Origin of the sequence: Streptomyces sp. NPDC005266 (genome assembly GCF_040607655.1) — a bacterium.
Classification (GTDB): Bacteria; Actinomycetota; Actinomycetes; order Streptomycetales; family Streptomycetaceae; genus Streptomyces.
Map to the genome: position 1 here is coordinate 17,150 of NZ_JBEXHC010000021.1, position 23,193 is coordinate 40,342.

The window sequence follows — 23,193 nt, forward strand, 5'->3', positions numbered from 1 at the left end:
AGACCAGACATGACCAGCACGGCTCCCGAAGCCGAGCGCACGCCCGAGGTCGAGCTCGCCATCGGCGGCATGACCTGCGCGTCCTGCGCGGCGCGCGTCGAGAAGAAGCTCAACCGCATCGAGGGCGTCACCGCCACGGTGAACTTCGCCACCGAGAAGGCCAAGGTGTCCTACGGCGGCGGCGTCGAGGTCGCCGACCTGATCGCCACGGTCGTCAAGACCGGCTACACCGCCGAGGAACCGCGCCCCGCCGAGCCCGCGCCCCGCGCCACCGAGGACGCCGGAGCGCCGGACGCGGCGCCGGGCGGCTCCGGGCGCGCCGAGGCGGAGCCGGACTCCCTGCGTCACCGCATGCTCGTCTCCCTCGCCCTGTCCCTGCCGGTCGTTCTCCTGGCCATGGTGCCGTCGCTCCAGTTCGACAACTGGCAGTGGCTCTCGCTCACCCTCGCGGCGCCCGTCGTCGTCTGGGGCGGCGCCCCCTTCCACAAGGCCGCCTGGACCAACGCCCGGCATCGCGCGGCCACCATGGACACCCTCGTGTCCATCGGCACCCTCGCCGCGCTCGGCTGGTCGCTCTGGGCGCTGTTCTTCGGTGACGCCGGCATGCCCGGGATGCGGCACGGCTTCGACCTCATCGTCTCGCGGGCCGGCGGATCGTCCTCGATCTACCTGGAGGCGGCCGCCGGGGTGACCGCGTTGATCCTTCTCGGCCGCTATCTGGAGGCGAAGTCCAAGCGGCGGGCGGGCGCGGCGCTGCACGCTCTGCTGGAGCTCGGCGCCAAGGACGTGGCCGTCCTGCGGTACGAAGGGGGCGAGCGCGAAGCGCTCCCGGTTGAGGGTCGTAGTGGGCGAGGGGCCGGCCGTGAGGTGCGGATCCCCGTCGGCGAGCTGGTGGTCGGCGACCGCTTCGTGGTGCGCCCCGGCGAGAAGATCGCCACCGACGGCACGGTGGTCGAGGGCTCCTCGGCGGTGGACGCCTCGATGCTGACCGGCGAGTCGGTGCCGGTGGACGTCGTGGTCGGCGACGCGGTCGCGGGCGCGACCGTCAACACGGCGGGCCGCATCGTCGTGGAAGCCACCCGCGTCGGCGCGGACACCCAGCTCTCCCGGATGGCCAAGCTGGTGGAGGACGCCCAGAACGGCAAGGCCGAGGTGCAGCGGCTCGCGGACCGGGTCTCCGGGATCTTCGTCCCGATCGTCCTGCTGATCGCGCTGGGCACCCTGCTGGGCTGGCTGCTGGCGACGGGCGACGCGACCGCCGCCTTCACCGCCGCCGTGGCCGTCCTGATCATCGCCTGCCCGTGCGCCCTGGGCCTGGCCACCCCGACCGCCCTCATGGTCGGCACCGGCCGCGGCGCCCAGCTGGGCATCCTGATCAAGGGCCCCGAGGTGCTGGAGTCGACCCGCCGGGTGGACACCGTCGTCCTGGACAAGACCGGCACGGTGACGACGGGACGGATGCGGCTGCGCGGGGCCGTCACGGCGCCCGGCGTGGCCGAGGAGGAGCTGCTGCGGCTCGCGGGCTCAGTGGAGCACGCCTCGGAACACCCGGTCGCGCGGGCCGTCGCGGATGGCGCGGCCGAGCGGGTCGGCGCGCTCCTGGTGCCCGAGGACTTCGCCAACGTTCCCGGGCTCGGCGTCCAGGGCACGGTCGACGGGCACGCGGTGCTGGTCGGCCGCGAGAAGTTGCTGGGCCAGTGGGCCATCGAGCTGCCCGAGGAGCTGGCAGCCGCCAAGACGGCCGCCGAGGCGGAGGGGCACACCGCCGTCGCCGTGGCCTGGGACGGTGCGGCGCGCGGCATCCTGCTGGTCGCCGACGCCGTCAAGGAGACCAGCGCCGAGGCGGTCACCCAGTTGCGCGCGCTCGGCCTCACCCCGGTGCTGCTGACCGGCGACAACCGGCTCGTCGCCGAGTCGGTCGCCCGCGAGGTGGGCATCGAGGAGGTCATCGCCGATGTGCTGCCGCAGGACAAGGTGGACGTGGTGAAGCGGCTGCAGGACGAGGGCCGTACGGTCGCGATGGTGGGTGACGGCGTCAATGACGCGGCCGCCCTGGCCACCGCGGATCTGGGGCTCGCGATGGGCACCGGCACGGACGCGGCCATCGAGGCCGGCGACCTGACCCTGGTCCGGGGCGACCTGCGGGTGACGGCGGACGCGATCCGGCTGGCACGCCGGACGCTGACCACCATCAAGGGCAACCTCTTCTGGGCCTTCGGCTACAACGTGGCCGCGCTGCCGCTCGCGGCGGCCGGACTGCTCAACCCGATGATCGCTGGAGCCGCGATGGCGTTCTCCTCGGCCTTCGTCGTGACGAACAGCCTGCGACTGCGGACCTTCACGGCGTCCACATAGCTTCACCAAGTGTCCATAAGCCACACAACACCCATACACAAGAGCCTCGATCTTCAAATCGAGGCTCTTGCCCTTTTATGGCCCTTATGGCAAGAGACGCAGATCACATACAACCGAACGTAACCATTGCGGGGGGACGCGAGTCTAATGGGACGGTGAGGATGCGTCTTGGGGGACGCATCCCGCTACGCGTGGCCGGGGCGACGTACTCGGGGAGCTTTGAGCGGCCCTCCCGCAGGTACGCGTCCCGGCAGATCGCGTCGCGGTACGGCCTGTACGGCCCGTGGACGCCCGGCCGGATCCCGTGGGGGGAATCCGCACCGGGACACGGGAAGCGCCCCGCTCCGACCCGTGGGGGGATCGGAAGCGGGGCGCTTCTCGCTCTTAAGGCTCGGTTCGCCTCCGGGACGCTTTCAGCCGGTGTCGACACAGGCCAGTCGCCGGACGGGGACGCCGGATACGGAGGGGTGCCCAGGGGGCACCCCCTATCGGATCGGAGCCCTTAACGCTGCTCGACCGGGACGAAGTCCCGCTCGACCACGCCGGTGTAGATCTGGCGCGGGCGGCCGATGCGGGAGCCCGGCTCCTTGATCATCTCGTGCCACTGGGCGATCCAGCCCGGCAGCCGGCCGAGCGCGAACAGCACGGTGAACATCTCGGTCGGGAAGCCCATCGCCCGGTAGATCAGACCGGTGTAGAAGTCCACGTTCGGGTAGAGCTTGCGCTCCACGAAGTAGTCGTCGGCGAGCGCGTGCTCCTCGAGCTTGAGCGCGATGTCGAGCAGCTCGTCGGACTTGCCGAGGGCGGAGAGGACATCGTGCGCCGCGGACTTAATGATCTTCGCACGGGGGTCGAAGTTCTTGTAGACGCGGTGCCCGAAGCCCATGAGCTTCACGCCGTCTTCCTTGTTCTTCACCTTGCGGATGAAGGAGTCGACGTCGCTGCCGGACGCCTGGATGCCCTCCAGCATCTCCAGCACCGACTGGTTGGCGCCGCCGTGCAGGGGCCCCCACAGCGCGTTGATGCCCGCGGAGATCGAGGCGAACATGTTCGCCTGGGAGGAGCCGACGAGCCGGACCGTGGAGGTCGAGCAGTTCTGCTCGTGGTCGGCGTGGAGGATCAGCAGCTTGTCGAGCGCGCTGACCACGGTCGGGTCGAGCTCGTACTCCTGTGCCGGAACCGAGAAGGTCATCCGCAGGAAGTTCTCGACGTAGCCGAGGTCGTTGCGCGGGTAGACGAACGGATGGCCGACCGACTTCTTGTACGCGTAGGCCGCGATGGTCGGCAGCTTGGCCAGCAGCCGGATCGTCGACAGGTCGCGCTGCTTCTGGTCGAACGGGTTGTGGCTGTCCTGGTAGAAGGTCGACAGCGCGCTGACCACGGAGGACAGCATCGCCATCGGGTGGGCGTCGCGCGGGAAGCCGTCGTAGAACCGCTTGACGTCCTCGTGCAGCAGCGTGTGCGTGGTGATCTGCTCGCGGAAGGCGGCAAGTTCGTCCACGGTCGGCAGCTCGCCGTTGATCAGCAGGAAGGCCGTCTCCAGGAACGAGCTGCGCTCCGCCAGCTGCTCGATGGGGTAGCCGCGATAGCGCAGGATGCCCTGCTCACCGTCGAGGTAGGTGATCGCGGATTTGTACGCGGCGGTGTTGCCGTAACCGGAGTCCAGGGTCACCAGACCGGTCTGGGCGCGCAGCTTGCCGATGTCAAAGCCCTTGTCGCCGACGGTGCTGTCGACCACCGGGTAGGCGTACTCGCCGTCCCCGTACCGCAGTACTACAGAGTTGTCGCTCACGTCATCCCTCACCGACGTCCTGGTTCTCTTCTTCGAGGTGCCCTGACTCCCCCCACCTTCCCCTACTCGGGTAGCGAACGTGCACTCGGGGTCGATTGAAGGGCCTTTTGGCGGCACTCAGTGCCGTCATCACGGCCATCCTGCCCCCTTCGTCACCGTTCGGAAACCCTCTTGGCACGCTCGGCTCGTCCATCGCCGCCGAGCCGGTGGTCCAGTGCCGTACAGCGTCTTCCCGCCGAAACGGTGCGCACCGCCTGCCCGAGCGCCCGGCGCGAGCCGACCAGCACCACAAGGCGCTTGGCGCGGGTCACCGCCGTGTAGAGCAGATTGCGCTGCAGCATCATCCAGGCCCCGGTAGTCACCGGAATCACAACGGCCGGGTACTCACTGCCCTGCGATCGGTGGATGGTCACCGCATAGGCATGAGCCAGCTCATCGAGCTCATCGAAGTCGTACGGCACCTCCTCGTCCTCGTCCGTCAGCACGGTCAGCCGCTGCTCATCGGTGTCGAGGGAGGTCACTACTCCGACCGTGCCATTGAAGACCCCATTGGCCCCTTTTTCATAATTGTTGCGGATCTGGGTCACCTTGTCGCCGACGCGGAAGACCCGGCCCCCAAGACGCCGCTCCGGCAGGTCCGGACGGGCCGGGGTGATGGCCTGCTGGAGCAGCCCGTTGAGCGCCCCCGCGCCCGCCGGTCCACGGTGCATCGGTGCCAGAACCTGCACGTCACGGCGGGGGTCAAGGCCGAACTTGGCCGGGATGCGGCGGGCCGCGACATCCACCGTGAGCCGCCCGGCCTCCTCGGTGTCGTCCTCGACGAAGAGAAAGAAGTCGGACAGCCCGCGGGTGACCGGGGGCACCCCCTCGTTGATCCGGTGGGCGTTGGTGACCACCCCGGACTGCTGGGCCTGTCGGAAGATCCGGGTCAGCCGCACCGCCGGAACCGGGCCGCCGGGGGCCAGCAGATCCCGCAGCACCTCACCGGCGCCGACGCTCGGCAGCTGGTCCACATCGCCCACGAAGAGCAGATGGGCGCCCGGCGGGACCGCCTTGACCAGCTTGTTGGCCAGCAGCAGATCGAGCATGGACGCCTCGTCGACGACCACCAGGTCGGCGTCGAGCGGACGGTCCCGGTCATACGCGGCGTCCCCGCCGGGCTTGAGCTCCAGCAGCCGGTGGACGGTGGACGCCTCGGCGCCGGTGAGCTCGGCGAGCCGTTTGGCGGCCCGGCCGGTGGGGGCCGCGAGCACCACCTTGGCCTTCTTGGCGCGGGCCAGCTCCACCACCGACCGCACGGTGAAGGACTTGCCACAGCCCGGCCCTCCGGTCAGCACCGCGACCTTCTCGGTCAGCGCGAGCCGCACCGCCTCGCGCTGCTCGAGGGCGAGATCGGCGCCGGTGCGCCCGGCCAGCCAGGTCAGCGCCTTGTCCCAGTCCACGCCCTGGAAGGCGGGCATCCGGTCCTCGTCGGTGCGCAGCAGCCGCAGCACCTGGCCCGCCAGGGAGATCTCCGCGCGGTGGAAGGGCACCAGATAGACGGCGGAGACCGGCTCGCCGCCGTCCGGGCCCGGGACCCGCTCGCGCACCACCCCCTCCTCGGCCGCCAGCTCCCCCAGACAGTCGATGACCAGCCCGGTGTCCACCTGGAGCAACTTCACGGCATCGGCGATCAGTTGCTCCTCGGGGAGATAGCAGTGGCCGTTGTCGGCGGACTGGGACAGCGCGTACTGCAGGCCGGCCTTGACCCGGTCGGGGCTGTCATGGGGAATGCCGACGGACTGGGCGATCTTGTCGGCGGTGAGAAAGCCGATGCCCCAGACGTCGGCCGCCAGCCGGTACGGCTCGTTCTTGACCACGGAGATCGAGGCGTCCCCGTACTTCTTGTAGATCCGCACCGCGATGGAGGTGGAGACGCCGACCCCCTGGAGGAAGATCATCACCTCCTTGATGGCCTTCTGCTCCTCCCACGCCGCCCCGATCATCTTGGTTCGCTTGGGCCCCAGGCCCGGGACCTCGATCAGCCGCTCGGGCCGCTGCTCGATGACGTCGAGGGTCTCGACGCCGAAGTGCTCGGTGATCCGGTCGGCGATCCGCGGGCCGATGCCCTTGATCAGGCCCGAGCCGAGATAGCGGCGGATGCCCTGGACGGTGGCGGGGAGGACGGTCGTGTAGTTCTCGACGGTGAACTGCTTGCCGTACTGCGGATGGGAGCCCCAACGGCCCTCCATCCGCAGGGACTCGCCCGGCTGCGCGCCCAGCAGCGAGCCGACGACGGTCAGCAGATCGCCCGAACCGCGGCCGGTGTCGACCCGCGCGACCGTATAGCCGTTCTCCTCATTGGCGTAGGTGATCCGCTCCAGGACCCCTTCGACCACCGCGAGTTTGAGCATGCTCCGACCGTACCGCCGGGAGCCGACAGCCGGTTCGACCTGTGGACAACACCCCCGGACCTGGCCGGTCCGCGACCGCCGCATCTCGGAACATCACGATCCGGTTTCGGCCGGTCCGGCATCTTGCCGAGCCTCGGTGTAATCGATTCCAATCCTCCCTGTAATCGATTCCACAAGGAGGTGGACGATCGCCCGTGTGCTGATCAAGGCGCTGGGGTCCAAGGCGGGCAAATCCGCCAAGGTCGTCGGCTTCGACGGACCCCGGACGGCCTCAAGGCGGTCCACGGCGGCACCCTCGCCGCGACCGTCGCCCAGCAGCCTCGCGAGCTGGGGCGGATGGTCCTACGGAACGCGATCAAGGCCGCTGAGGGGGAGAAGATCGCCGGGGCGGTCAAGGTGCCGGTCAAGGTCGTCACGGCCAAGTGATCCCCGTGTCCGGGGCGCCGCCCCGGACCCCGGTCCGCGGTCTCCCCGGCCACCGCCGGAGGAGACCGCGGACACCCGCGGACACCCGCGTACACCGGCGGACAGTGCGGACACCGCGTACCCGCCCGAGGTGCCCCGGGAGCCTTCGGGAGTCTGGGAGGCTTGCCACCCACGCGGCGCCCGACGGCGCGTCGGCGCTCGGCGGGGGCTGGGAACGGGCGGGCCCGGGCGAGGACCGCGGGGCCGACCCGCGGCCTTGCCGCCACGCGGCGCCCGACGGCCCGTCGGCCCGTCGGCCCGTCGGCGGGGGCCGGGAACGGGCCGGCCCGGGCGAGGGCCGCGGGGCCGACCCGCGGCCGGCAACAGCTGCAGAGAAAGGGACGTACCGCATGCACGACTACGACCTGCTGGTCGTGGGCTCGGCCAACGCCGACCTGGTGATCGGAGTCGACCGCCGCCCCGGGCCGGGCGAGACGGTCCTCGGTTCCGACCTGGTCGTCCACCCGGGCGGCAAGGGCGCCAACCAGGCCGTCGCCGCCGCCCGGCTGGGGGCCCGTACGGCCCTGCTGGCCCGGGTCGGCGACGACCACTACGGCCGGCTGCTGCTGGAGTCGCAGCAGATGGCCGGGGTCGACACCGTGGGCGTCCTCGTCGGCGGCGCGCCCACCGGGGTCGCGCTGATCACCGTCGACCCCTCGGGCGACAACAGCATCGTGGTCTCCCCCGGCGCCAACCACCGGCTGACACCGGACGACGTCCGGGCCGCGGGCAGCCTGCTGGCCGCGGCGCGCGTGGTCTCGCTCCAGCTGGAGATCCCGCTGGACACGATCGCCGAGGTGGTCCGCGCGGCCCACGCGGGCTTCGGCGACCGCCCCGGCCCGCGCGTGGTGCTCAACCCCTCGCCGCCCGCCCCCCTGCCCGACGACGTCCTGGCCGCCTGCGATCCGCTGGTGGTCAACGAGCACGAGGCCCGGTTCCTGCTGCGCGACGATCCGGCGGGCGGCTCCGGGGCGCCCGAGAAGTGGGCCCAGGCCCTGCTGGCGCGCGGCCCGCGCTCGGTCGTGGTGACCCTCGGAGGGGACGGCGCGCTCGTCGCCGACCGCGACCGTACGGTCCACGTCCCCAGCCTCCCGGTCGAGGCCGTGGACACCACGGGCGCCGGAGACGCCTTCACCGGGGCGCTCAGCTGGCGCCTCGGCGCCGGCGACGACCTGGAGACCGCCGTGCGGTTCGCGGTGCGCGTGGGCGCCGCCGCGGTGACCGGGGCCGGCGCCCAGGCGTCCTTCCCCACCGCCGATGACCTGGCGGGCGCCCTGTGAAGCGCGCGGGAATCCTCAACCGGCATCTGAGCGCCGTAATCGCCCTGCTGGGCCACACCGAGGGGGTCATGGTCTGCGAGCGGGCCTGCCGATACCCTCCGGGCCCCTCGTCGTGGACCTCGCCCTCGTGGCCGGGGTGCCGTCCTTCGAACAGGTGCTGACCGGGCTGCTGGACGAGGTGGTGGTCGAGGGGGCCACGGCGGCCCTGGAGGTACGGCAGCACAACGCGGCGGCGACCGCGCTGCTCGACAGGCTCTTCCCCGCCCCCGCGCTGGAGCTCGTCCCGCACGAGCAGCTCAAGTCGCTGACCGGCGCGGCCAAGCTGGTCGTACGCACCGGGGAGGCACGGCCGTACGCGAATGTGCTGCTGCGGAGCGGTGTGCCGTTCTCAGGCGTGGCCCGTACTGAGGCGTAGCCCGTACTGAGGCGTAGCCCGTACTGAGGCGTAGCCCGTACTGAGGACGGCGGACGTGTTTCGAGGGGCCCGGTCCGTGGACCGGGCCCCTCGTCTCCCCCACCGTAAGGCTCCCTCGAATCCCCCCGGATCCCTCCCCAGGAAGCCCCATGACAGGTACGACCCGCATGGGCCCGAAAGGGTTGCACGGATTCCGGAAGTTTTTCGAGCGCGCGACAACCTCGGGTGGGGCCGCACGTCCGGTGGGGTGAAGGCCAGTTCCGGAACGGGCTTCCGGCCCCGGTGCGCGCCTCGCTCGTCCAGCGTTTCCTCAACCTTTTCGGGAGTCGGACTCCGTCAGGGCGCCTGTTATGTTCATGCCTTTGCGCCGCAACCGGAGGGACGCGCATGAACGGGGCCGCCGACAGCACGGCATGGGTGGTGCGCGCACAAAGGATGCGCAGCTGGGGCATGGGGCTCTTGCTCCTGGCGGGGCTGAGCTGGGCCTACCTGGCCTTCCAGATGTTCACCCCGTACGAGACGGGGCGGTACGGGAACGACTGCGACGCTCCCGCCTTCCGCGACCACGCCTACGAGAACTGCGAGGCTGAGCGCCCCTGGACGACGATGATGGGGCTCCTCGCCGCGTCGGTGCCGCTCGGGATGTTGGGGATGGGGCTCTACACCAGCGGGAACACCACCCTTCAGGTGCGCGAGTACGTCGCCGGGGTCATGGTGGCGCACCAGAAGTCCGCTCATTCCGCCACATCCGACGCGTCCGATGCGTCCGCCACATCCGACGCGTCCGACGGGTAGTGGTAGTGGGCGGTGTGGTGCTCGGGGTGCGTGCCTCGGCGCTGGAAGCCGGACCTTTCCAGGACCCGGATCGAGGGCGGGTTGGACAGCTCCACGGTCGCGTAGACCGTGTGGACGCCCGGCGCGCTCAAGGCGAACTCGGTGAGGGCACGGGTGGCCTCCGGGGCGTAGCCGCGGCCTCGGCGGGAGGGCACGATGCCGTAGCCGATCTCGAGGGTGCCGTCGCCGGGCGGCCAGAACAGGCCGATCGAGCCGACCACCAGGCCACTGGCGCGCTCGATGATCTGACGGTGGCCGTACGGCTCCAGCCAGGCGGGGTGCTCGGCGAAGAGGCCGACGATCACCTGGTCGCCCTCGGCGGGGAAATCGTCGGCCCAGTGCGGCGGCCGGGCGCCGTTGAGGACAGCGGTGGCCTCGGCGGGGGTCCATGACCGCAGGGTGAGGCGGTCGGTGGTCAGGTCGGCACAAGTCGCTGGGACGGAGGAAGACACGTTGGGCTCCTGGTCGTTCGGACGACCCGGTCCGCGCTTCAGCGTCGCGCGGGCCGGACGAGGGCATGCTGACGAGGGCTGGTGGCAGCCATATTCATCAACCTCCCTCGTCACCGGTGAGCACGCGTCTCTCGCGCCGCGGCGACCGTAGCGGCATTCCGGCGGCCGTGCAACGGAGTTAGAGGACCAGCGAGCGGTAGCGGTCGGCCACCTCTGCCAGGACCTCGGCGCCGTTCCGCGCCCAGAGCCGCGGGTTGAAGATCTCCACCTCGATCGGGCCGTCGTAGCCGGTCGCGTCGACCTGTTCGCGGAACCAGCGGAAGTCGACCGAGCCGTCGCCGAGTTGGCCGCGGCCCAGGAGGGCGCCCTCCGGGAGGGGGGTGATCCAGTCGGCGAGCTGGAAGGCGGCGATACGGCCGCCGGCGCCCGCTCGGGCGATCCGGGTGGCGATCGTGTCGTCCCACCATAGGTGGTACGTGTCCACGACCACGCCGACCTGATCGGCCGGGAAGCGCTCGGCCAGGTCGAGTGCCTGGGCGAGGGTGGAGACGACGCAGCGGTCGGCGGCGTACATGGGGTGCAGCGGCTCAATGGCCAGGCGGACACCGCGCTCGGCGGCGTAGGGACCCAGCTCCCTCAGCACGTCGGCGATGCGCTCGCGGGCGGCGAAGAGGTCACGGCTGCCGGGTGGGAGGCCGCCGGAGACCAGGACGAGCGTGTCGGTGCCGAGAGTGGCGGCCTCGTCGACGGCCTTGCGGTTGTCGGCCAGGGCGGCGGCCCGCGCCGCGGCGTCGATCGCTGTGAAGAAGCCGCCCCGGCACAGGCTCGTCACCGTCAGGCCCGCGTCCCGTACGAGCCTGGCTGCCGCCTCCACGCCGTACTCCTGGACGGGGGCGCGCCACAGGCCCACGCCCGTGATGCCCGCCTTGACGCAGCCCTCGGTCAGCTCGGGCAGCGACCACTGCTTGATGGTCTCCTGGTTGAGGCTCAACCTCGCGAGATCGCTCACTGCTGGACTCCATGAACGGCGAGAAGGTGCTTCATACGGGACTCCGCCAGCGCCGGGTCCGGGAACAGCCCCAGCCCGTCCGCCAGTTCGTAGGCCCGCGCCAGATGCGGCAGTGAACGGGCCGACTGCGCGCCGCCCACCATCGTGAAGTGCGACTGATGGCCCGCCAGCCAGGCGAGGAGGACCACGCCCGTCTTGTAGTAGCGAGTCGGGGGCTGGAAGAGGTGGCGGGAGAGCTCGACGGTGGGGTCGAGTAGCGCGCGGAAGGCCGCGGCGCCGCCCGCGTCCAGGCGGCGTACGGCCTCCGCCGCCAGCGGGCCCAGCGGGTCGAAGATGCCGAGCAGGGCGTGGCTGAACCCGCGGTCGTCGCCGGCGATCAGCTCGGGGTAGTGGAAGTCGTCGCCCGTGTAGCAGCGCACCCTGTCCGGCGACTGACGCCGCAGGTCGATCTCCCGCTGGGCGTCGAGCAGGGAGACCTTGATGCCGTCGACCTTGTCGGGGTGGGCGGCGATCACGTCGAGGAAGGTGCGGGTGGCGGCGTCCAGGTCGGTGGAGCCCCAATAGCCCTCGAGGGCCGGGTCGAACATGGGGCCCAGCCAGTGCAGGATGACCGGCTCGGCGGCCTGGCGCAGCAGCTGGCCGTAGACCTCGAGGTAGTCCTCCGGGCCCTTGGCCACGGCGCACAGGGCCCGCGAGGCCATCAGGATCGCCTGGGCGCCGGACTCCTCGCAGACGGCCAGCTGTTCCTCGTAGGCGGCCCGGACCGAGTCCAGGCCGTACGGGTAGCCGATCTCGGTGACGGCCAGCTGGTCGGTGCCCACACCGCAGGCGATGAGCCCGCCGGCCGTCCGGGCCTCGGCGGCCGAGCGGCGGATCAGTTCGGCGGCGCCCGCCCAGTCCAGACCCATGCCCCGCTGGGCGGTGTCCATGGCCTCGGCCACGCCGAGCCCGTGCGACCACAGATGGCGGCGGAAGGCGAGAGTGGCGTCCCAGTCGAGGGCGGCGGGGCTGTCGGGGGTGACATCGGCGTACGGGTCGGCGACCACATGGGCGGCCGAGAAGACGACGCGGGAGGTGAAGGGGGCGCCCCCGGGCGCGAGGGCCATGGGTTCCGCCCGGGGGGTGTAGTCGCGCACCTCGCCCGGTCCTGCGGGCAGTCGGATCACCGTGCTCCTCCGTCGTTTCGGCCGCCGTGGCGGCGAGGGTGGCCCTGGTCGGCGGTCCGGCCCGCGGGACGGGCCGGGTGGGCGCCGCTCACAGGCTGAGCTCCGGTACGTCCAGGCGGCGGCCCTCCGCCGACGACCTCAGGCCCAGTGCGGCGAGCTGAACGCCGCGCGCGCCGGCCAGCAGGTCCCAGCGCCAGGGCTCGTCGACCGCGACATGGCGCAGGAACAGCTCCCACTGCGCCTTGAAGCCGTTGTCGAACTCCTCGTTGTCCGGGACCCGCTGCCACTGGTCACGGAAGGACTCGGTGGCCGGGAGGTCCGGGTTCCAGACCGGCTTGGGGGTGGCCGAGCGGTGCTGGACGCGGCAGTTGCGCAGCCCCGCGACGGCCGAGCCCTCGGTGCCGTCGACCTGGAACTCGACCAGCTCGTCGCGGTGCACCCGGACCGCCCAGGAGGAGTTGATCTGGGCGATGGCGCCGCCCTCCAGCTGGAAGATGCCGTAGGCCGCGTCGTCGGCGGTGGCGTCGTACGGCTTGCCCTGCTCGTCCCAGCGGGTCGGGATGTGGGTGGTGGTCTGCGCCTGGACGGTACGTACGGCGCCGAACAGCTCGTGCAGGACGTATTCCCAGTGCGGGAACATGTCGACGACGATGCCACCGCCGTCCTCCGCCCGGTAGTTCCACGAGGGCCGCTGGGCGCTCTGCCAGTCGCCCTCGAAGACCCAGTAGCCGAACTCTCCGCGGACCGAAAGAATTTTTCCGAAGAGGCCGCCGTCGATGAGCCGCTTCAGCTTCAGCAGCCCCGGCAGGAAGATCTTGTCCTGGACGACGCCGTGCTTGATGCCGGCGGCCTCGGCGAGCCGGGCCAGCTCCAGGGCGCCGTGCAGACCGGTGGCGGTCGGCTTCTCGGTGTAGATGTGCTTGCCGGCCGCGATGGCCTTCTTGATGGCGTCTTCGCGGGCGGCGGTGATCTGCGCGTCGAAGTAGATGTCGACGCCCTCGTCCGCGAGCACGGCGTCCAGGTCGGTCGAGACATCCGCGACCGGGTCGAGGCCATGGCGCTCGGCGAGCTCCCTGAGAGCGTGCTCGCGGCGGCCGACGAGCAGCGGCTCGGGCCACAGCACATGGCCGTCGCCGAGGTTGATGCCGCCCTGTTCCCGGATGGCGAGGAGGGAGCGGACGAGGTGCTGGCGGTAGCCCATGCGGCCGGTCACCCCGTTCATGGCGATCCGCAGTGTCTTGCGTGTCACGTGGGTTCTTCTCCTCACCTGGGGGTCAAGTACGTGCGGTCAGCACCTCAGCGCAGGGTCAGGCGACAGGTGAACGGCGAACGCCGCCGGAGGGTCATCGGTGATGCTCCATGGCTCGGGCGGCCAGCGGCAGTGGGCCTGGGCGAGGAAGGCGAGGGGCGGGCAGGCCCCCGGGCGCAGACGGCGGCGGTGGCGACGGCGAGCAGCAGTACGGCGCTGCCGCGCGGTCGGCGCACCGTCTCGTACGCCGCCGGGCGGAGCGCCGCGCGCCAGCCGGTGGCCGACTCGGGGCGGGCGCACGCCCGCAGGAAGACGACGGCGAGCAGACCGCCGGCCGCGAACAGCGCGGGCCGGAAGACGGCCGCCCCCGGCAGCCCCGCCCTCGCCGCGACCGCGTTGAGCACAGCGGCTTCTCGCACAGCAGCCAGGCGCCGGCGCGCAGCACGGCCACGGTCCGGTCGCGGTGGCGGGAGATCAGGTCCACGCGGTCGGCGTGGTCGCGCAGTGCGGCCGGATGGCTTCCGGCGACGATGGCTCCCGTGCCGATGACGGCGGCACGGATTCGGGTGATGGCAGCTGCGGCCATGGGCCAAGGGCTCCTCCACGAGGGAAAGCGCTTGCTGCAGAGGACCCTAGGCATGGCCCTGATGACAGGACAAGACCCCGGAGTGCACGATCGCGCCGCTCACGCGGTGAGAGCATGGACGCGCCCCAGCGGGGCGCACGGTGTACCACGTGGTGATCACCAACGGAGGAAACATGGCAGTGACCCTGGCCGATGTGGCGGCACGGGCTCGGGTCTCGGCGGCCACCGTGTCGCGCGTCCTGAGCGGCAACTACCCGGTAGCCGAGTCGACCCGGGCGCGGGTGCTGCGCGCGGTCGACGAACTGGAGTACGTGGTCAACGGGCCGGCAAGCGCTCTCGCCGCTGCCACCTCCGATCTGGTCGGCGTGCTGGTCAACGACATCGCGGATCCCTTCTTCGGCATCATCGCGGGCGCCGTGCAGTCCGCGATGTGCACCCCGGCCGGTGAGCCGGGGCCCGGGGGCGAGAAGCTCGCCGTGATCTGCAACACCGGTGGGTCGGCCGAGCGCGAACTGACCTATCTCACCCTGTTGCAGCGGCAGCGCGCGGCCGCCGTCGTCCTCACCGGGGGCGCCGTCGAGCACCCCGGCCACGCCGCCGCGGTCGCGGCCAAGACCTCCCGGCTCGCCGCGTCCGGCACCCGCGTGGTGCTGTGCGGCCGCCCGCCGATCACGGACGCCACCACCCTCACCTTCGACAACCGCGGCGGTGCCCGGCGGCTGACGGAACATCTGCTGACCCTCGGCCACCGCCGCATCGGCTATGTGGCCGGCCCCGCCGAGCGCACCACGACCCGGCACCGGCTGGAAGGCCACCGGGCGGCGCTGGCCTCGGCGGGCGTCGACGCGGGTACGGGCGAGGACGCCGAGCGGCTGACCGTGCACGGTCTCTACGACCGCGCGTGTGGCTATGACGCCACCTTGGAACTCCTGCGCCGCGACCGCGGCCTGACCGCCATCGTCGCCGCCAACGACACGATCGCGCTCGGCGTCTGCGCGGCCCTGCGCGATCAGGGGTTGCGGATTCCGCAGGACGTCTCGGTCGCGGGCTTCGACGATCTGCCGTTCAGCGCGGACGCGGTGCCGGCGCTGACCACCGTCCGGCTGCCGCTGCACGAGGCGGGCGTACGGGCGGGCCGGCTGGCCCTGGGCCGCGAACCGCGGCCGCCGGGCGGGGTGGCGATGGTACGGGCCGAGCTGATGGTCCGGGCGTCCACGGCACCGCCGCGTACCTGACCCGTCCCCCGACGCCTCTTCCCGGAACACTTGATCTGGCGCAAGGATAAGATCAAGCGTATCGGTGCGAAGGACGCGAAGGAGGTGCCCCATGGAGGCCAGAAACGGTCTCGACCCGGCCGTGGACGAGGTCCGCGCGTTCAACCGGATGTACACCCGGCTCATCGGCGCCCTGGACTACCCCGGGCAGCTCAACAGCCCGTACTCGCTCAGCGAGGCCCGCATCCTCTACGAGCTGGCCCACCGGGAGCGCACCCAGGTGTCCAGGCTCCGGGAGGACTTGGGGCTGACCGCCGCGCATGTGAGCCGGACGCTCGGCCGGTTCGAGGAGCAGGGGCTGATCACCAGGGAGCGGCATCCTCGGGACGCGCGCTATCAGGAGGTACTGCTCACCGACGAGGGGCGGGCCGCGGCGGAGGAGTTGGAGCGGCGGTCGCGGGAGGCGGTGGCGCGGCTGCTTGCCACCCTGCCCGGCAGCGAGATGGGGCGGTTGCGGGAGGCGCTGGCAACCGCGCGGCAGGTGTTCGACAGGCCGAGGGAGCCCGCGGTGCGGCTGCGGGGGCCGGAGCCGGGGGATCTGGGATGGATCGTGCAGCGGCACGGGGCCCTGTACGCCGGGGAGTTCGGGTGGAACGCCGAGTTCGAGGCCCTGGTGGCCCGTATCGTCGGAGAGTTCGGCGCGGACCATGACCCGGTACGTGAGCGGGCGTGGATCGCGGAGCTGGGCGGCCGCCCGGTGGGATCGGTGCTGTGCGTACGGGACGAGGCGCCCGATACGGCCCGGCTGCGGTTGCTTCTGGTCGAGCCGGAGGCGCGGGGGCGGCGGATCGGTGAGCTCCTGGTGGGCGCGTGTGTCGACTTCGCGCGCGAGGCCGGGTACCGCGAGCTGGTGCTGTGGACCAACGATGTGCTGACCTCCGCCCGGCGGATCTACCAGCGGGCGGGGTTCGAGCTGGTCGCCGGGAAGCCGCACCACAGCTATGGCGTGGATCTGGTCGGCCAGGACTGGCGGCTCAGCCTCCGGTGAGGCCGCCACACGTGTGACGGGCACCATCCGTCCGGAAATCCGCTCGCGCCGCCGGTCCGGCACCGCGAGGATCGGTCCACACAAGAACGGCGCATACGAGCAAAGGGTGTACCCCTGAGTACGCAGCAGGTCATTCAGTGGACCGAGGACGGCCGGGCCCATACCGCCCACTGGCGTTCCGAGAGCGGTGCACCGCCGCCCCGGCGGGTCGAGATCGCGGACGACCGCATGGCGGCCGACCTCGCCCACCGGCTCTCGTGCGAGGGCACCGCGCTGCTGTGGCGCGGGGATTTCCAGGGCGCCCGTCAGCTGCTGAGCGCGATGGCCCGCCGGGTCGACCGGGGGCCGCGCCGGGCGCGGGGGCGGCAGGCGCCGGCCGCGTCGCCGGCCGAGGCGTTCCACCGGCACCGCCAGGAGCGGTCCCGGCGGGCCCGGGTGCTGGGCATGCTGCTGGTGGAGCTGGACCGCGACTTCGGCGTGCCACTGCGCCGGGCCCCGGACGTACGGGAGGCGTGCCGGGAGGCGTACGGCCCGGCGGACCGGGGGTCGGTGACCTCGCTGCGCGAGTTACTGGGTGTTGTCGGCGCGTACGAGTGGCGCAGAAAGGGTGTCGAGGTGTCGGCGCTGGGCGGCGACCGCGTCCGTCCGCACTACGGGGTCTTCTCCCCGGTGCGCGGCGAGTACGTCGATCTGGTGGCTGATGCCCCGCTGCCCTCCCGGGAGCTGGCCTTCGACATCGGCACGGGGACCGGTGTGCTGGCGGCGGTCCTCGCCCGGCGGGGGGTCGCCCGCGTCGTGGCCACGGACCAGGACGCGCGGGCGCTGGTGTGCGCGCGGGAGAACGTGGCGGGGCTGGGCCTGTACGGGCGGGTGGAGGTGGTCGAGGCGGATCTCTTCCCGCCGGGCCGCGCCCCGCTGGTGGTCTGCAATCCACCCTGGGTGCCGGCCCGGCCCAGCTCACCGGTCGAGTACGCGGTGTACGACCCGGGGAGCCGCATGCTGCTCGGCTTCCTGAACGGCCTGGCCGGCCATCTGGCACCGGGCGGCGAGGGCTGGCTCATCCTCTCCGACCTCGCCGAGCACCTGGGCCTGCGGTCGCGCGCCGAGCTGCTCGCCGCCTTCGGCGCCGCGGGGTTGCGGGTCGTGGACCGGCTGGACACCCGTCCCGTGCACCCCCGGGCCCTCGACCCGGACGATCCGCTGCATACGGCCCGCGCGGCGGAGGTGACTTCGCTGTGGCGGCTGGGTACCCGGTGATCCCTGTCCGATGACCGCTCATCGGCACGGCGGAATTGACCCCGTCCGCGCCCCTGCTTAGCGTCCCCGGGACGGGGAAGATCCCCCAGATCCCGAGATCCACCACGACCCCAACGGAGCCCGCTCATGAAGCTCGCCTTCTCCACCCTCGGAGTCCCCGGTCTGCCCGTGCGCGACGTGGCACGGCTCGCCGCCGGGAGCGGGTACCACGGAGTCGAGCTGCGCGCTCACCCCGAGGAGCCGGTGCGCCCGGGCCTCGACGCGGGCGAACGCGCGCGGGTGGCCGCGGAGTTCAAGGCGGCCGGGGTCGAGATCCTGACCGTCGCCGGATATGTCCAGGCGGGCCAGGCCGGACCGGACGAGCCGGTGCTGACCGGGCTGCGGGAGCTGCTGGAGCTCGCCCACGACCTGGGCGCGCCCCACGTCCGGGTCTTCCCGGGCGGCGGTGAGCAGAGCGCGGAGGAGGCCGACGCCACGGCCGCCCGCCGGCTCGGTGCCGCGGCGCCCCGCGCCGCCGACCTCGGCGTACGGCTGCTGCTGGAGACCCATGACTCGCACCCGACCGGCGCCGACGCGGCCCGCGTCCTCGGGCCCGTCGGCCATGGCAGCGTCGGTGCCGTCTGGGATGTGATGCACCCCTGGCTGGGCGGCGAGGACCCGGCCACCACCTACGCCGCGCTCTCTCCGCATCTGGGGTATGTACAGGTCAAGGACATCGCGTCGGCGGCGGACACCACCCCGCTGCCGCTGGGCGCCGGGGTGCTGCCGCTGACCGAGTGCGTGGAGCTGCTCAGCCGCGAGGGCTGGGACGGCTGGCTGAGCTGGGAGTACGAGAAGCGGTGGTACCCGCGAGCGGAGGAGCTGCCGGGGCTGCTCGCCCCGGGCCGGGACCATCTGCTGCGGCTGCTGGCCGACGCGGCCTGAGCCGGGGGCGACGCAGCCGCACCGTGGGCAGCGAGGTCAGCGCCACCCCGCCCACCAGCAGCGCGGCCGCCAGCCAGCGCAGAGGGCTGATGCCCTCGCCCAGCACCAGTGCCGCCGAGGACATGCCGAAGACCGGCACCAGCAGGGAGAAGGGCGCGACCGCCGAGGCGTCGTAGGTGCGCAGCAGAAACCCCCAGACGCCGAAGCCGAACACGGTGGCGAGCCAGGCGACGTAGACGATCGTGCCCGCCGCGGCCCAGTCGAGCCCGCGCAGCGCTGCCAGATCGGGCTCGGCGCCCTCGAATATCAGCGAGAGCCCGAGCAACGGCACCACCGGCACGAGGCTCACCCACACCATGAAGCTGAGGGGGTCGGGCGGCGCGGCCTTGCGGGTGAGGACGTTGGAGACGCCCCAGAAGGCCGCCGCCGCGAGGACGAGGACGAAGCCGAGGAGCGGGCCCGAGGTGCCCTCGTCGATGGCGGCCGCCGAGATCCCGGCGAGGGCCACGGCCATGCCCAGCAGCCGCCGCCGGGTGGGGCGTTCGGACAAGGCGACGGCCGCGAACAGCGCGGTGAAGACCGCCTGGATCTGCAGCACCAGCGAGGAGAGCCCGGCCGGCATCCCCTCGTGCATCCCGATGAACAGCAGCCCGAACTTCGCCACACCGAGCGCGAGACCGACCCCGAGGATCCACCGCCAGGAGACTTTCGGCGGGCCGACCAGGAAGACCGCGGGCAGCGCCGCCGCGAGGAACCGCAGGGCGCAGAAGAGCAGCGGCGGGAAGTGGTCCAACCCCACGTCGATGACCACGAAGTTGACGCCCCAGACGGCGGTGACGAGGACCGCGAGAGCGATGTGTGCAGGTCGCATGGGTAGAGGATCACGTGGCCGAACCATGTAGCACCAGCGCGGATGCCTTCATGGTTGGATGTAGCAACGGTTAACGAGGCAGGGAGGGCGCATGCTGGATCTGGCCCGGCTGCGGGCGCTGCACGCGGTCTCCGTGCACGGCTCGGTCAGCGCCGCCGCGACCGCGCTCGGCTACACCCCGTCCGCCGTGTCGCAGCAGATCGCCAAGTTGGAGCGGGAGACCCGCACCACCCTCCTGGAGCGGCAGGGCCGGGGCATCGCGCTGACCGACGCGGCCCGGCATCTGGCCGCCACCGCCCAGCAGTTGCTCGCGATCGTCGAGCAGGCCGAGACCACGCTGGAGGAGCGGCGCGGGCGGCCGACCGGACGGCTGGTCATCGGCGCCTTCCCCTCGGCGGCGCGCGGGCTGATGCCCGTCGTGCTGGCCCGGCTCCGCGCCGAACACCCCTCCCTGGACGCCCGGCTCGTGGAGGTCGACCCGCATCTGTCGGTGGATCTGGTGGCGCAGGGCGTGATCGACGTGGCCGTCGCCCACGACTGGGACATCGCGCCGCTGCCCGCCCCGGACGGGCTGGAGCGGGCGATCGTCGGGGACGATCTGTGCGATGTCCTGGTACCGGCCGGACATCCGCTGGCCGAGCGCGCCACCGGCGACGGGCGGCGGGCGCTGCGCCGGGAGGATCTGCCGGGGCAGCGCTGGATCTGCCAGCCGCCGGGGTCGGTGTGCCACGACTGGCTGGTCCGTACGCTGCGCGCCTCGGGCCATGAGCCGGACCTGGCCTATCAGGCGGCGGAGAACCACACCCAGATCGCGCTGGTGGCGGCCGGTCTCGGCATCGCGCTCATGCCCCGGCTGGGCCGGGGTCCGCTGCCGGACGGCGTGCTGGCGCTCCCCCTCGAACCGGTCCCGGTCCGGCAGCTGTACGCGCTGTGGCGCACCGGCGCGGCCCGCCGCCCCGCGATCACCGAGTCGGTACGGCTCCTGCGCGACCTGTGGCCACAGCGCGCGGGGTGACGGCAGCGGCTGTCACCATGGGCGCATGCGCCCCATTGCCCACCGATTGGACGAGACGGTGCCGCATGCGGAACCGGGACGGGCGGGCGTCCGTCCCAGTGGTGTGCTGATGGGGAGTCTCCGCAGAGCGGTATCGGTCTCGCTGCTGGCTGCGTCGCTGACCACCCTCTCCGCCGCCTGCGGCCAACAGCACCCCGCCGCCGACGCACACCCCTCCCAGAGCGTCGGCGGCGTCTCCCCGTCCGCCACACCGCGCGCGGGGCGGATCGACACCGGGCTCGTCTCCTTCATGAGCCAGGCCGGCTCGGTGCCTCAGGTCCATACGGTGGCGCGGAGCAGGGGCGAGCTGGCCGCCTTCGCGGGACGGTTCGGGAAGCGGGGGTCCGAGATCGCCGCGAAGGCCGGGCACACCGACTTCTCGCGCACGGCGCTGGTCGGCTGGTCCACGCTCACCGGATGCGCCCAGTGGCCGTCCGCGACGCTGCACCGCTCCGGCGACCGGCTCTCGCTGGTGGCGGCCCGGCATCCCAAGCCGCCGCCCGAGTGCTTCGCGCCGTTCCATGTGATCGCCGTCTTCGAGGTGCCAAAGGGGCGGCTGCCTACCCATCCGCACTTCACTGACTGAAGCCGACGTCTCCTGCACGAACGTGAATCGAAAACCTCGTTCCCATTGACCCGGCCGTGCTTTGTGTTTCAGCGTGTCCTATCAACGCCGCCCCCTCCGCGTTTCCCATGGAAGGACTGCGGGTGACCGCACCCACGTCTCGCCGCGCCCTGTTCGCCGCCGTCGCCTCCGCCGCGGCGGCCACCGCCTGCGGTCCCAGGATGGACAGCGGCTCCAAACCCGCATCCACCCGCCCCCGTACCGCCTCCGGCTCCCCGTCGGCCACCGGCTCGCGCCCCGCCCCGGCAACGGGCCGCGACCGTGACCGTGACCGCGATCGCCACCGTGTCGACGCGCTCATCGGGCGGATGACGCTGGAGCAGAAGATCGGCCAGCTCTTCGTCATGCGGGTGTACGGCCATTCGGCCACCGACCCCGACCCGGGCGACGTCGCGGCGAACCGCAGGGAGATCGGCGTCGCCAACGCCGCCGAGCTGATCGCGAAGTACCACGTCGGCGGGATCATGTACATCGGATGGGCGCACAACATCCGCGACCCGCACCAGGTGGCCTCGCTCTCCAACGGCATCCAGAAGGCCGCGCTCGAACGCTCCACCGGCGTCCCGGTCCTGATCTCCACCGACCAGGAGTACGGCGCCGTCGCCCGCGTCGGCGCGCCCGCCACGCTCTTCCCGGGCGCGATGGCGCTCGGTGCGGGCGGCAGCGTGCCGGACGTACGGACGGCTGCCCGTACCGCCGGAGCCGAACTGGCCGCACTCGGCATCCGGCAGAACTACGCCCCGGACGCGGACGTCAACGTCAACCCCGCGAACCCGGTGATCGGCGTGCGCTCCTTCGGCGCCGATCCGCGCGCCGTCGCCCGGCTGGTCGCGGCGCAGGTCCAGGGCTATCAGAGCGCCGGGGTGGCGGCCACCGCCAAGCACTTCCCCGGGCACGGTGACACCACCGTGGACAGCCATGTCGGGCTGCCGCGCATCACCCACTCCCGCAAGGAATGGGAGCGGCTGGACGCCCCGCCGTTCCGCGCCGCGATCAAGGCCGGCATCGACTCGATCATGACGGCGCATCTGCTGTTCCCCGCGCTCGACCCGGCCGACGACCCCGCCACCCTCTCCCGCCCCACCATCACCGGTGTGCTGCGCGGCGAGCTCGGTTACGACGGTGTGGTGGTCACCGACTCGCTGGGCATGCAGGGCGTGCGCAAGAAGTACGGCGACGACCGGGTCCCGGTGCTCGCGCTGAAGGCGGGCGTGGACCAGCTGCTCAACCCGCCGCACCTGGGCACCGCCTGGCGGAGCGTCCACAAGGCCGTCCAGGAGGGCGAGCTCAGCGAGGACCGGATCGACGCGTCCCTGCGGCGCATTCTGGATCTCAAGGCACGCCGGGGCCTGCTGGACGATCCGTACACCAGCGACCGTGCGGTGGACCGCACGGTCGGCATCCGGGCGCACCGCGCCACCGCCGACCGGATCGCCGAGCGCACCACCACCCTGCTCACCAACCACGGGCGGCTGCTGCCGCTGTCCCGCCGCCGCCATCGCTCGCTGCTGGTGGTCGGCGCGGACCCCGCCGACCCCTCCGGCACCGGCGGCCCGCCGACGGCCGTCCTCGCCCGGGCCCTGAGGGGCCTGGGCTTCACGGCCGAGGCCCTGTCCACCGGCACGGGCACCTCGCCCGGCCCCTCACCGGACCGGATCGATGCGGCGGTCGCGGCGGCGCGCGGGCGGGACGCGGTGATCGTGGCGACTTCCAACGTCGTGGCGGGGTCCAGCCAGCTCACGCTGGTGGCACGGCTCGTGGCCACCGGCATCCCGGTGGTGCATGTGGCGCTCCACAACCCGTACGACATCGCACGGCTGGACGGCGCGGGCAAGGGTCCCGCGGCGTCACTGGCCACCTACTGCTGGACCGATGTGGAGATGCGCGCCGCCGCCCGGGTCATCGCGGGCCGGGCCGACCCGGGCGGCCGGCTGCCGGTGGCCGTGCGGCACGCGGACGCCCCGTCCCGGGTGCTGTACCCGATCGGGCACGGCCTGTCGTACTGAGCCCCGTGGGCAGTGCGGGGCAGGGGCCCCGCACTGCCCGGCGCACCGCTACGGCCTCAGCATCCGCTCGCGCTCGACCCCGGCCCCGCACTGCCCGGCGCACCGCTACGGCCTCAGCACCCGCTCACGCTCAGCCCGGGCCCCGCACTGCCCGGCGCACCGCTACGGCCTCAGCACCCGCTCACGCTCGACCCGGGC

Annotated in this window: 17 protein-coding genes and 4 pseudogenes; 12 read left to right on the forward strand and 9 right to left on the reverse strand. The window is 72.3% G+C overall.

Annotated features, from left to right (window positions below):
- Window positions 1–9 precede the first annotated feature (9 nt).
- Window positions 10–2,355 (forward strand): heavy metal translocating P-type ATPase, encoded by a 2,346-nt coding sequence (locus tag ABZU99_RS28210; RefSeq protein WP_355946342.1) that lies wholly within the window; start codon window positions 10–12, stop codon window positions 2,353–2,355.
- A 502-nt stretch (window positions 2,356–2,857) separates the two neighbouring features.
- Here ABZU99_RS28210 and ABZU99_RS28215 read toward each other — a convergent pair.
- Window positions 2,858–4,147 (reverse strand): citrate synthase, encoded by a 1,290-nt coding sequence (locus ABZU99_RS28215; RefSeq protein WP_355946340.1) that lies wholly within the window; start codon window positions 4,145–4,147, stop codon window positions 2,858–2,860.
- A gap of 152 nt (window positions 4,148–4,299) precedes the next feature.
- Complete coding sequence (locus tag ABZU99_RS28220; protein ID WP_355946338.1) at window positions 4,300–6,540, reverse strand: ATP-dependent RecD-like DNA helicase; 2,241 nt, start codon at window positions 6,538–6,540, stop codon at window positions 4,300–4,302.
- Window positions 6,541–6,742: 202 nt separating this feature from the next.
- Between ABZU99_RS28220 and ABZU99_RS28225 the strand changes: the two are divergent.
- The 4 genes and pseudogenes from ABZU99_RS28225 to ABZU99_RS28240 form a co-directional block, all read left to right on the forward strand.
- Window positions 6,743–6,966: pseudogene (locus ABZU99_RS28225) on the forward strand (substrate-binding domain-containing protein); the annotation flags it as partial.
- A 389-nt stretch (window positions 6,967–7,355) separates the two neighbouring features.
- Entirely contained in the window at window positions 7,356–8,285 is a 930-nt protein-coding gene (locus ABZU99_RS28230) for a ribokinase (RefSeq protein WP_355946336.1), read from the forward strand.
- Window positions 8,282–8,700, forward strand: a pseudogene (gene rbsD, locus ABZU99_RS28235) (D-ribose pyranase). Before ABZU99_RS28230 ends, rbsD begins: the two are co-directional and overlap by 4 nt.
- A 450-nt stretch (window positions 8,701–9,150) precedes the next feature.
- A complete protein-coding gene (locus ABZU99_RS28240; protein ID WP_355946335.1) occupies window positions 9,151–9,495 on the forward strand; it encodes a hypothetical protein in 345 nt (114 codons plus the stop codon).
- Here the strand turns inward: ABZU99_RS28240 and ABZU99_RS28245 are convergent.
- The 6 genes and pseudogenes from ABZU99_RS28245 to ABZU99_RS28270 all read right to left on the reverse strand — a co-directional run.
- On the reverse strand, window positions 9,435–9,986 hold the full coding sequence (locus tag ABZU99_RS28245; RefSeq protein ID WP_355946332.1) for a GNAT family N-acetyltransferase: 552 nt from the start codon (window positions 9,984–9,986) through the stop codon (window positions 9,435–9,437). The two genes, ABZU99_RS28240 and ABZU99_RS28245, sit on opposite strands and share 61 nt — an antisense overlap.
- 178 nt (window positions 9,987–10,164) lie before the next feature.
- Entirely contained in the window at window positions 10,165–10,995 is an 831-nt protein-coding gene (locus tag ABZU99_RS28250; protein ID WP_355946329.1) for a sugar phosphate isomerase/epimerase family protein, read from the reverse strand.
- Entirely contained in the window at window positions 10,992–12,101 is a 1,110-nt protein-coding gene (locus tag ABZU99_RS28255) for a dihydrodipicolinate synthase family protein (RefSeq protein WP_355946400.1), read from the reverse strand. The genes ABZU99_RS28250 and ABZU99_RS28255 overlap by 4 nt, the downstream gene beginning before the upstream one ends.
- 148 nt (window positions 12,102–12,249) lie before the next feature.
- The gene (locus tag ABZU99_RS28260) at window positions 12,250–13,410 is read right to left on the reverse strand and encodes a Gfo/Idh/MocA family oxidoreductase (protein WP_355946327.1); all 1,161 of its coding nucleotides are present in this window, start codon (window positions 13,408–13,410) and stop codon (window positions 12,250–12,252) included.
- Window positions 13,411–13,457: 47 nt separating this feature from the next.
- Complete coding sequence (locus ABZU99_RS28265; protein ID WP_355946325.1) at window positions 13,458–13,829, reverse strand: hypothetical protein; 372 nt, start codon at window positions 13,827–13,829, stop codon at window positions 13,458–13,460.
- Window positions 13,811–13,996, reverse strand: a pseudogene (locus ABZU99_RS28270) (gfo/Idh/MocA family oxidoreductase); the annotation flags it as partial. The pseudogene ABZU99_RS28270 and the gene ABZU99_RS28265, both read right to left, overlap by 19 nt.
- A 173-nt stretch (window positions 13,997–14,169) precedes the next feature.
- Here ABZU99_RS28270 and ABZU99_RS28275 point away from each other — a divergent pair.
- The 4 genes and pseudogenes from ABZU99_RS28275 to ABZU99_RS28290 form a co-directional block, all read left to right on the forward strand.
- A complete protein-coding gene (locus ABZU99_RS28275; RefSeq protein WP_355946322.1) occupies window positions 14,170–15,231 on the forward strand; it encodes a LacI family DNA-binding transcriptional regulator in 1,062 nt (353 codons plus the stop codon).
- A gap of 91 nt (window positions 15,232–15,322) precedes the next feature.
- Window positions 15,323–16,258: a helix-turn-helix domain-containing GNAT family N-acetyltransferase gene (locus ABZU99_RS28280; RefSeq protein ID WP_355946319.1), complete on the forward strand. Its 936-nt coding sequence runs from the start codon at window positions 15,323–15,325 to the stop codon at window positions 16,256–16,258.
- 114 nt (window positions 16,259–16,372) lie between these two features.
- The gene (locus tag ABZU99_RS28285) at window positions 16,373–17,515 is read left to right on the forward strand and encodes a class I SAM-dependent methyltransferase (protein WP_355946397.1); all 1,143 of its coding nucleotides are present in this window, start codon (window positions 16,373–16,375) and stop codon (window positions 17,513–17,515) included.
- Window positions 17,516–17,641: 126 nt separating this feature from the next.
- Window positions 17,642–18,313, forward strand: a pseudogene (locus tag ABZU99_RS28290) (sugar phosphate isomerase/epimerase family protein); the annotation flags it as partial.
- On the opposite strand, the gene ABZU99_RS28295 reads toward ABZU99_RS28290, so the two are convergent.
- Window positions 18,306–19,310 (reverse strand): EamA family transporter, encoded by a 1,005-nt coding sequence (locus ABZU99_RS28295; protein ID WP_355946316.1) that lies wholly within the window; start codon window positions 19,308–19,310, stop codon window positions 18,306–18,308. The pseudogene ABZU99_RS28290 and the gene ABZU99_RS28295 overlap by 8 nt on opposite strands.
- 91 nt (window positions 19,311–19,401) lie before the next feature.
- Here ABZU99_RS28295 and ABZU99_RS28300 point away from each other — a divergent pair, with 91 nt between their 5' ends.
- The 3 genes from ABZU99_RS28300 to ABZU99_RS28310 all read left to right on the forward strand — a co-directional run bounded on the left by ABZU99_RS28300 (window position 19,402) and on the right by ABZU99_RS28310 (window position 22,995).
- Window positions 19,402–20,325 carry a LysR family transcriptional regulator gene (locus ABZU99_RS28300; RefSeq protein ID WP_355946313.1) on the forward strand — a complete coding sequence of 308 codons (924 nt, stop codon included), beginning with the start codon at window positions 19,402–19,404 and terminating at the stop codon, window positions 20,323–20,325.
- A 25-nt stretch (window positions 20,326–20,350) separates the two neighbouring features.
- A complete protein-coding gene (locus tag ABZU99_RS28305) occupies window positions 20,351–20,950 on the forward strand; it encodes a hypothetical protein (protein ID WP_355946310.1) in 600 nt (199 codons plus the stop codon).
- 122 nt (window positions 20,951–21,072) lie between these two features.
- Window positions 21,073–22,995, forward strand: coding sequence for a glycoside hydrolase family 3 protein (locus ABZU99_RS28310; RefSeq protein ID WP_355946307.1), 1,923 nt, complete (start codon window positions 21,073–21,075; stop codon window positions 22,993–22,995).
- Window positions 22,996–23,193: the final 198 nt, after the last annotated feature.

Coding starts and splice junctions, on each gene's coding strand:
- ABZU99_RS28220 (WP_355946338.1), bottom strand. CDS start 6,540: ATGCTCAAACTCGCGGTGGTCGAAGGGGTCCTGGAGCGGATCACCTAC.
- ABZU99_RS28280 (WP_355946319.1), top strand. CDS start 15,323: ATGGAGGCCAGAAACGGTCTCGACCCGGCCGTGGACGAGGTCCGCGCG.
- ABZU99_RS28210 (WP_355946342.1), top strand. CDS start 10: ATGACCAGCACGGCTCCCGAAGCCGAGCGCACGCCCGAGGTCGAGCTC.
- ABZU99_RS28305 (WP_355946310.1), top strand. CDS start 20,351: ATGCGCCCCATTGCCCACCGATTGGACGAGACGGTGCCGCATGCGGAA.
- ABZU99_RS28255 (WP_355946400.1), bottom strand. CDS start 12,101: ATGGCCCTCGCGCCCGGGGGCGCCCCCTTCACCTCCCGCGTCGTCTTC.
- ABZU99_RS28295 (WP_355946316.1), bottom strand. CDS start 19,310: ATGCGACCTGCACACATCGCTCTCGCGGTCCTCGTCACCGCCGTCTGG.
- ABZU99_RS28240 (WP_355946335.1), top strand. CDS start 9,151: ATGGGGCTCTTGCTCCTGGCGGGGCTGAGCTGGGCCTACCTGGCCTTC.
- ABZU99_RS28275 (WP_355946322.1), top strand. CDS start 14,170: ATGGCAGTGACCCTGGCCGATGTGGCGGCACGGGCTCGGGTCTCGGCG.
- ABZU99_RS28230 (WP_355946336.1), top strand. CDS start 7,356: ATGCACGACTACGACCTGCTGGTCGTGGGCTCGGCCAACGCCGACCTG.
- ABZU99_RS28300 (WP_355946313.1), top strand. CDS start 19,402: ATGCTGGATCTGGCCCGGCTGCGGGCGCTGCACGCGGTCTCCGTGCAC.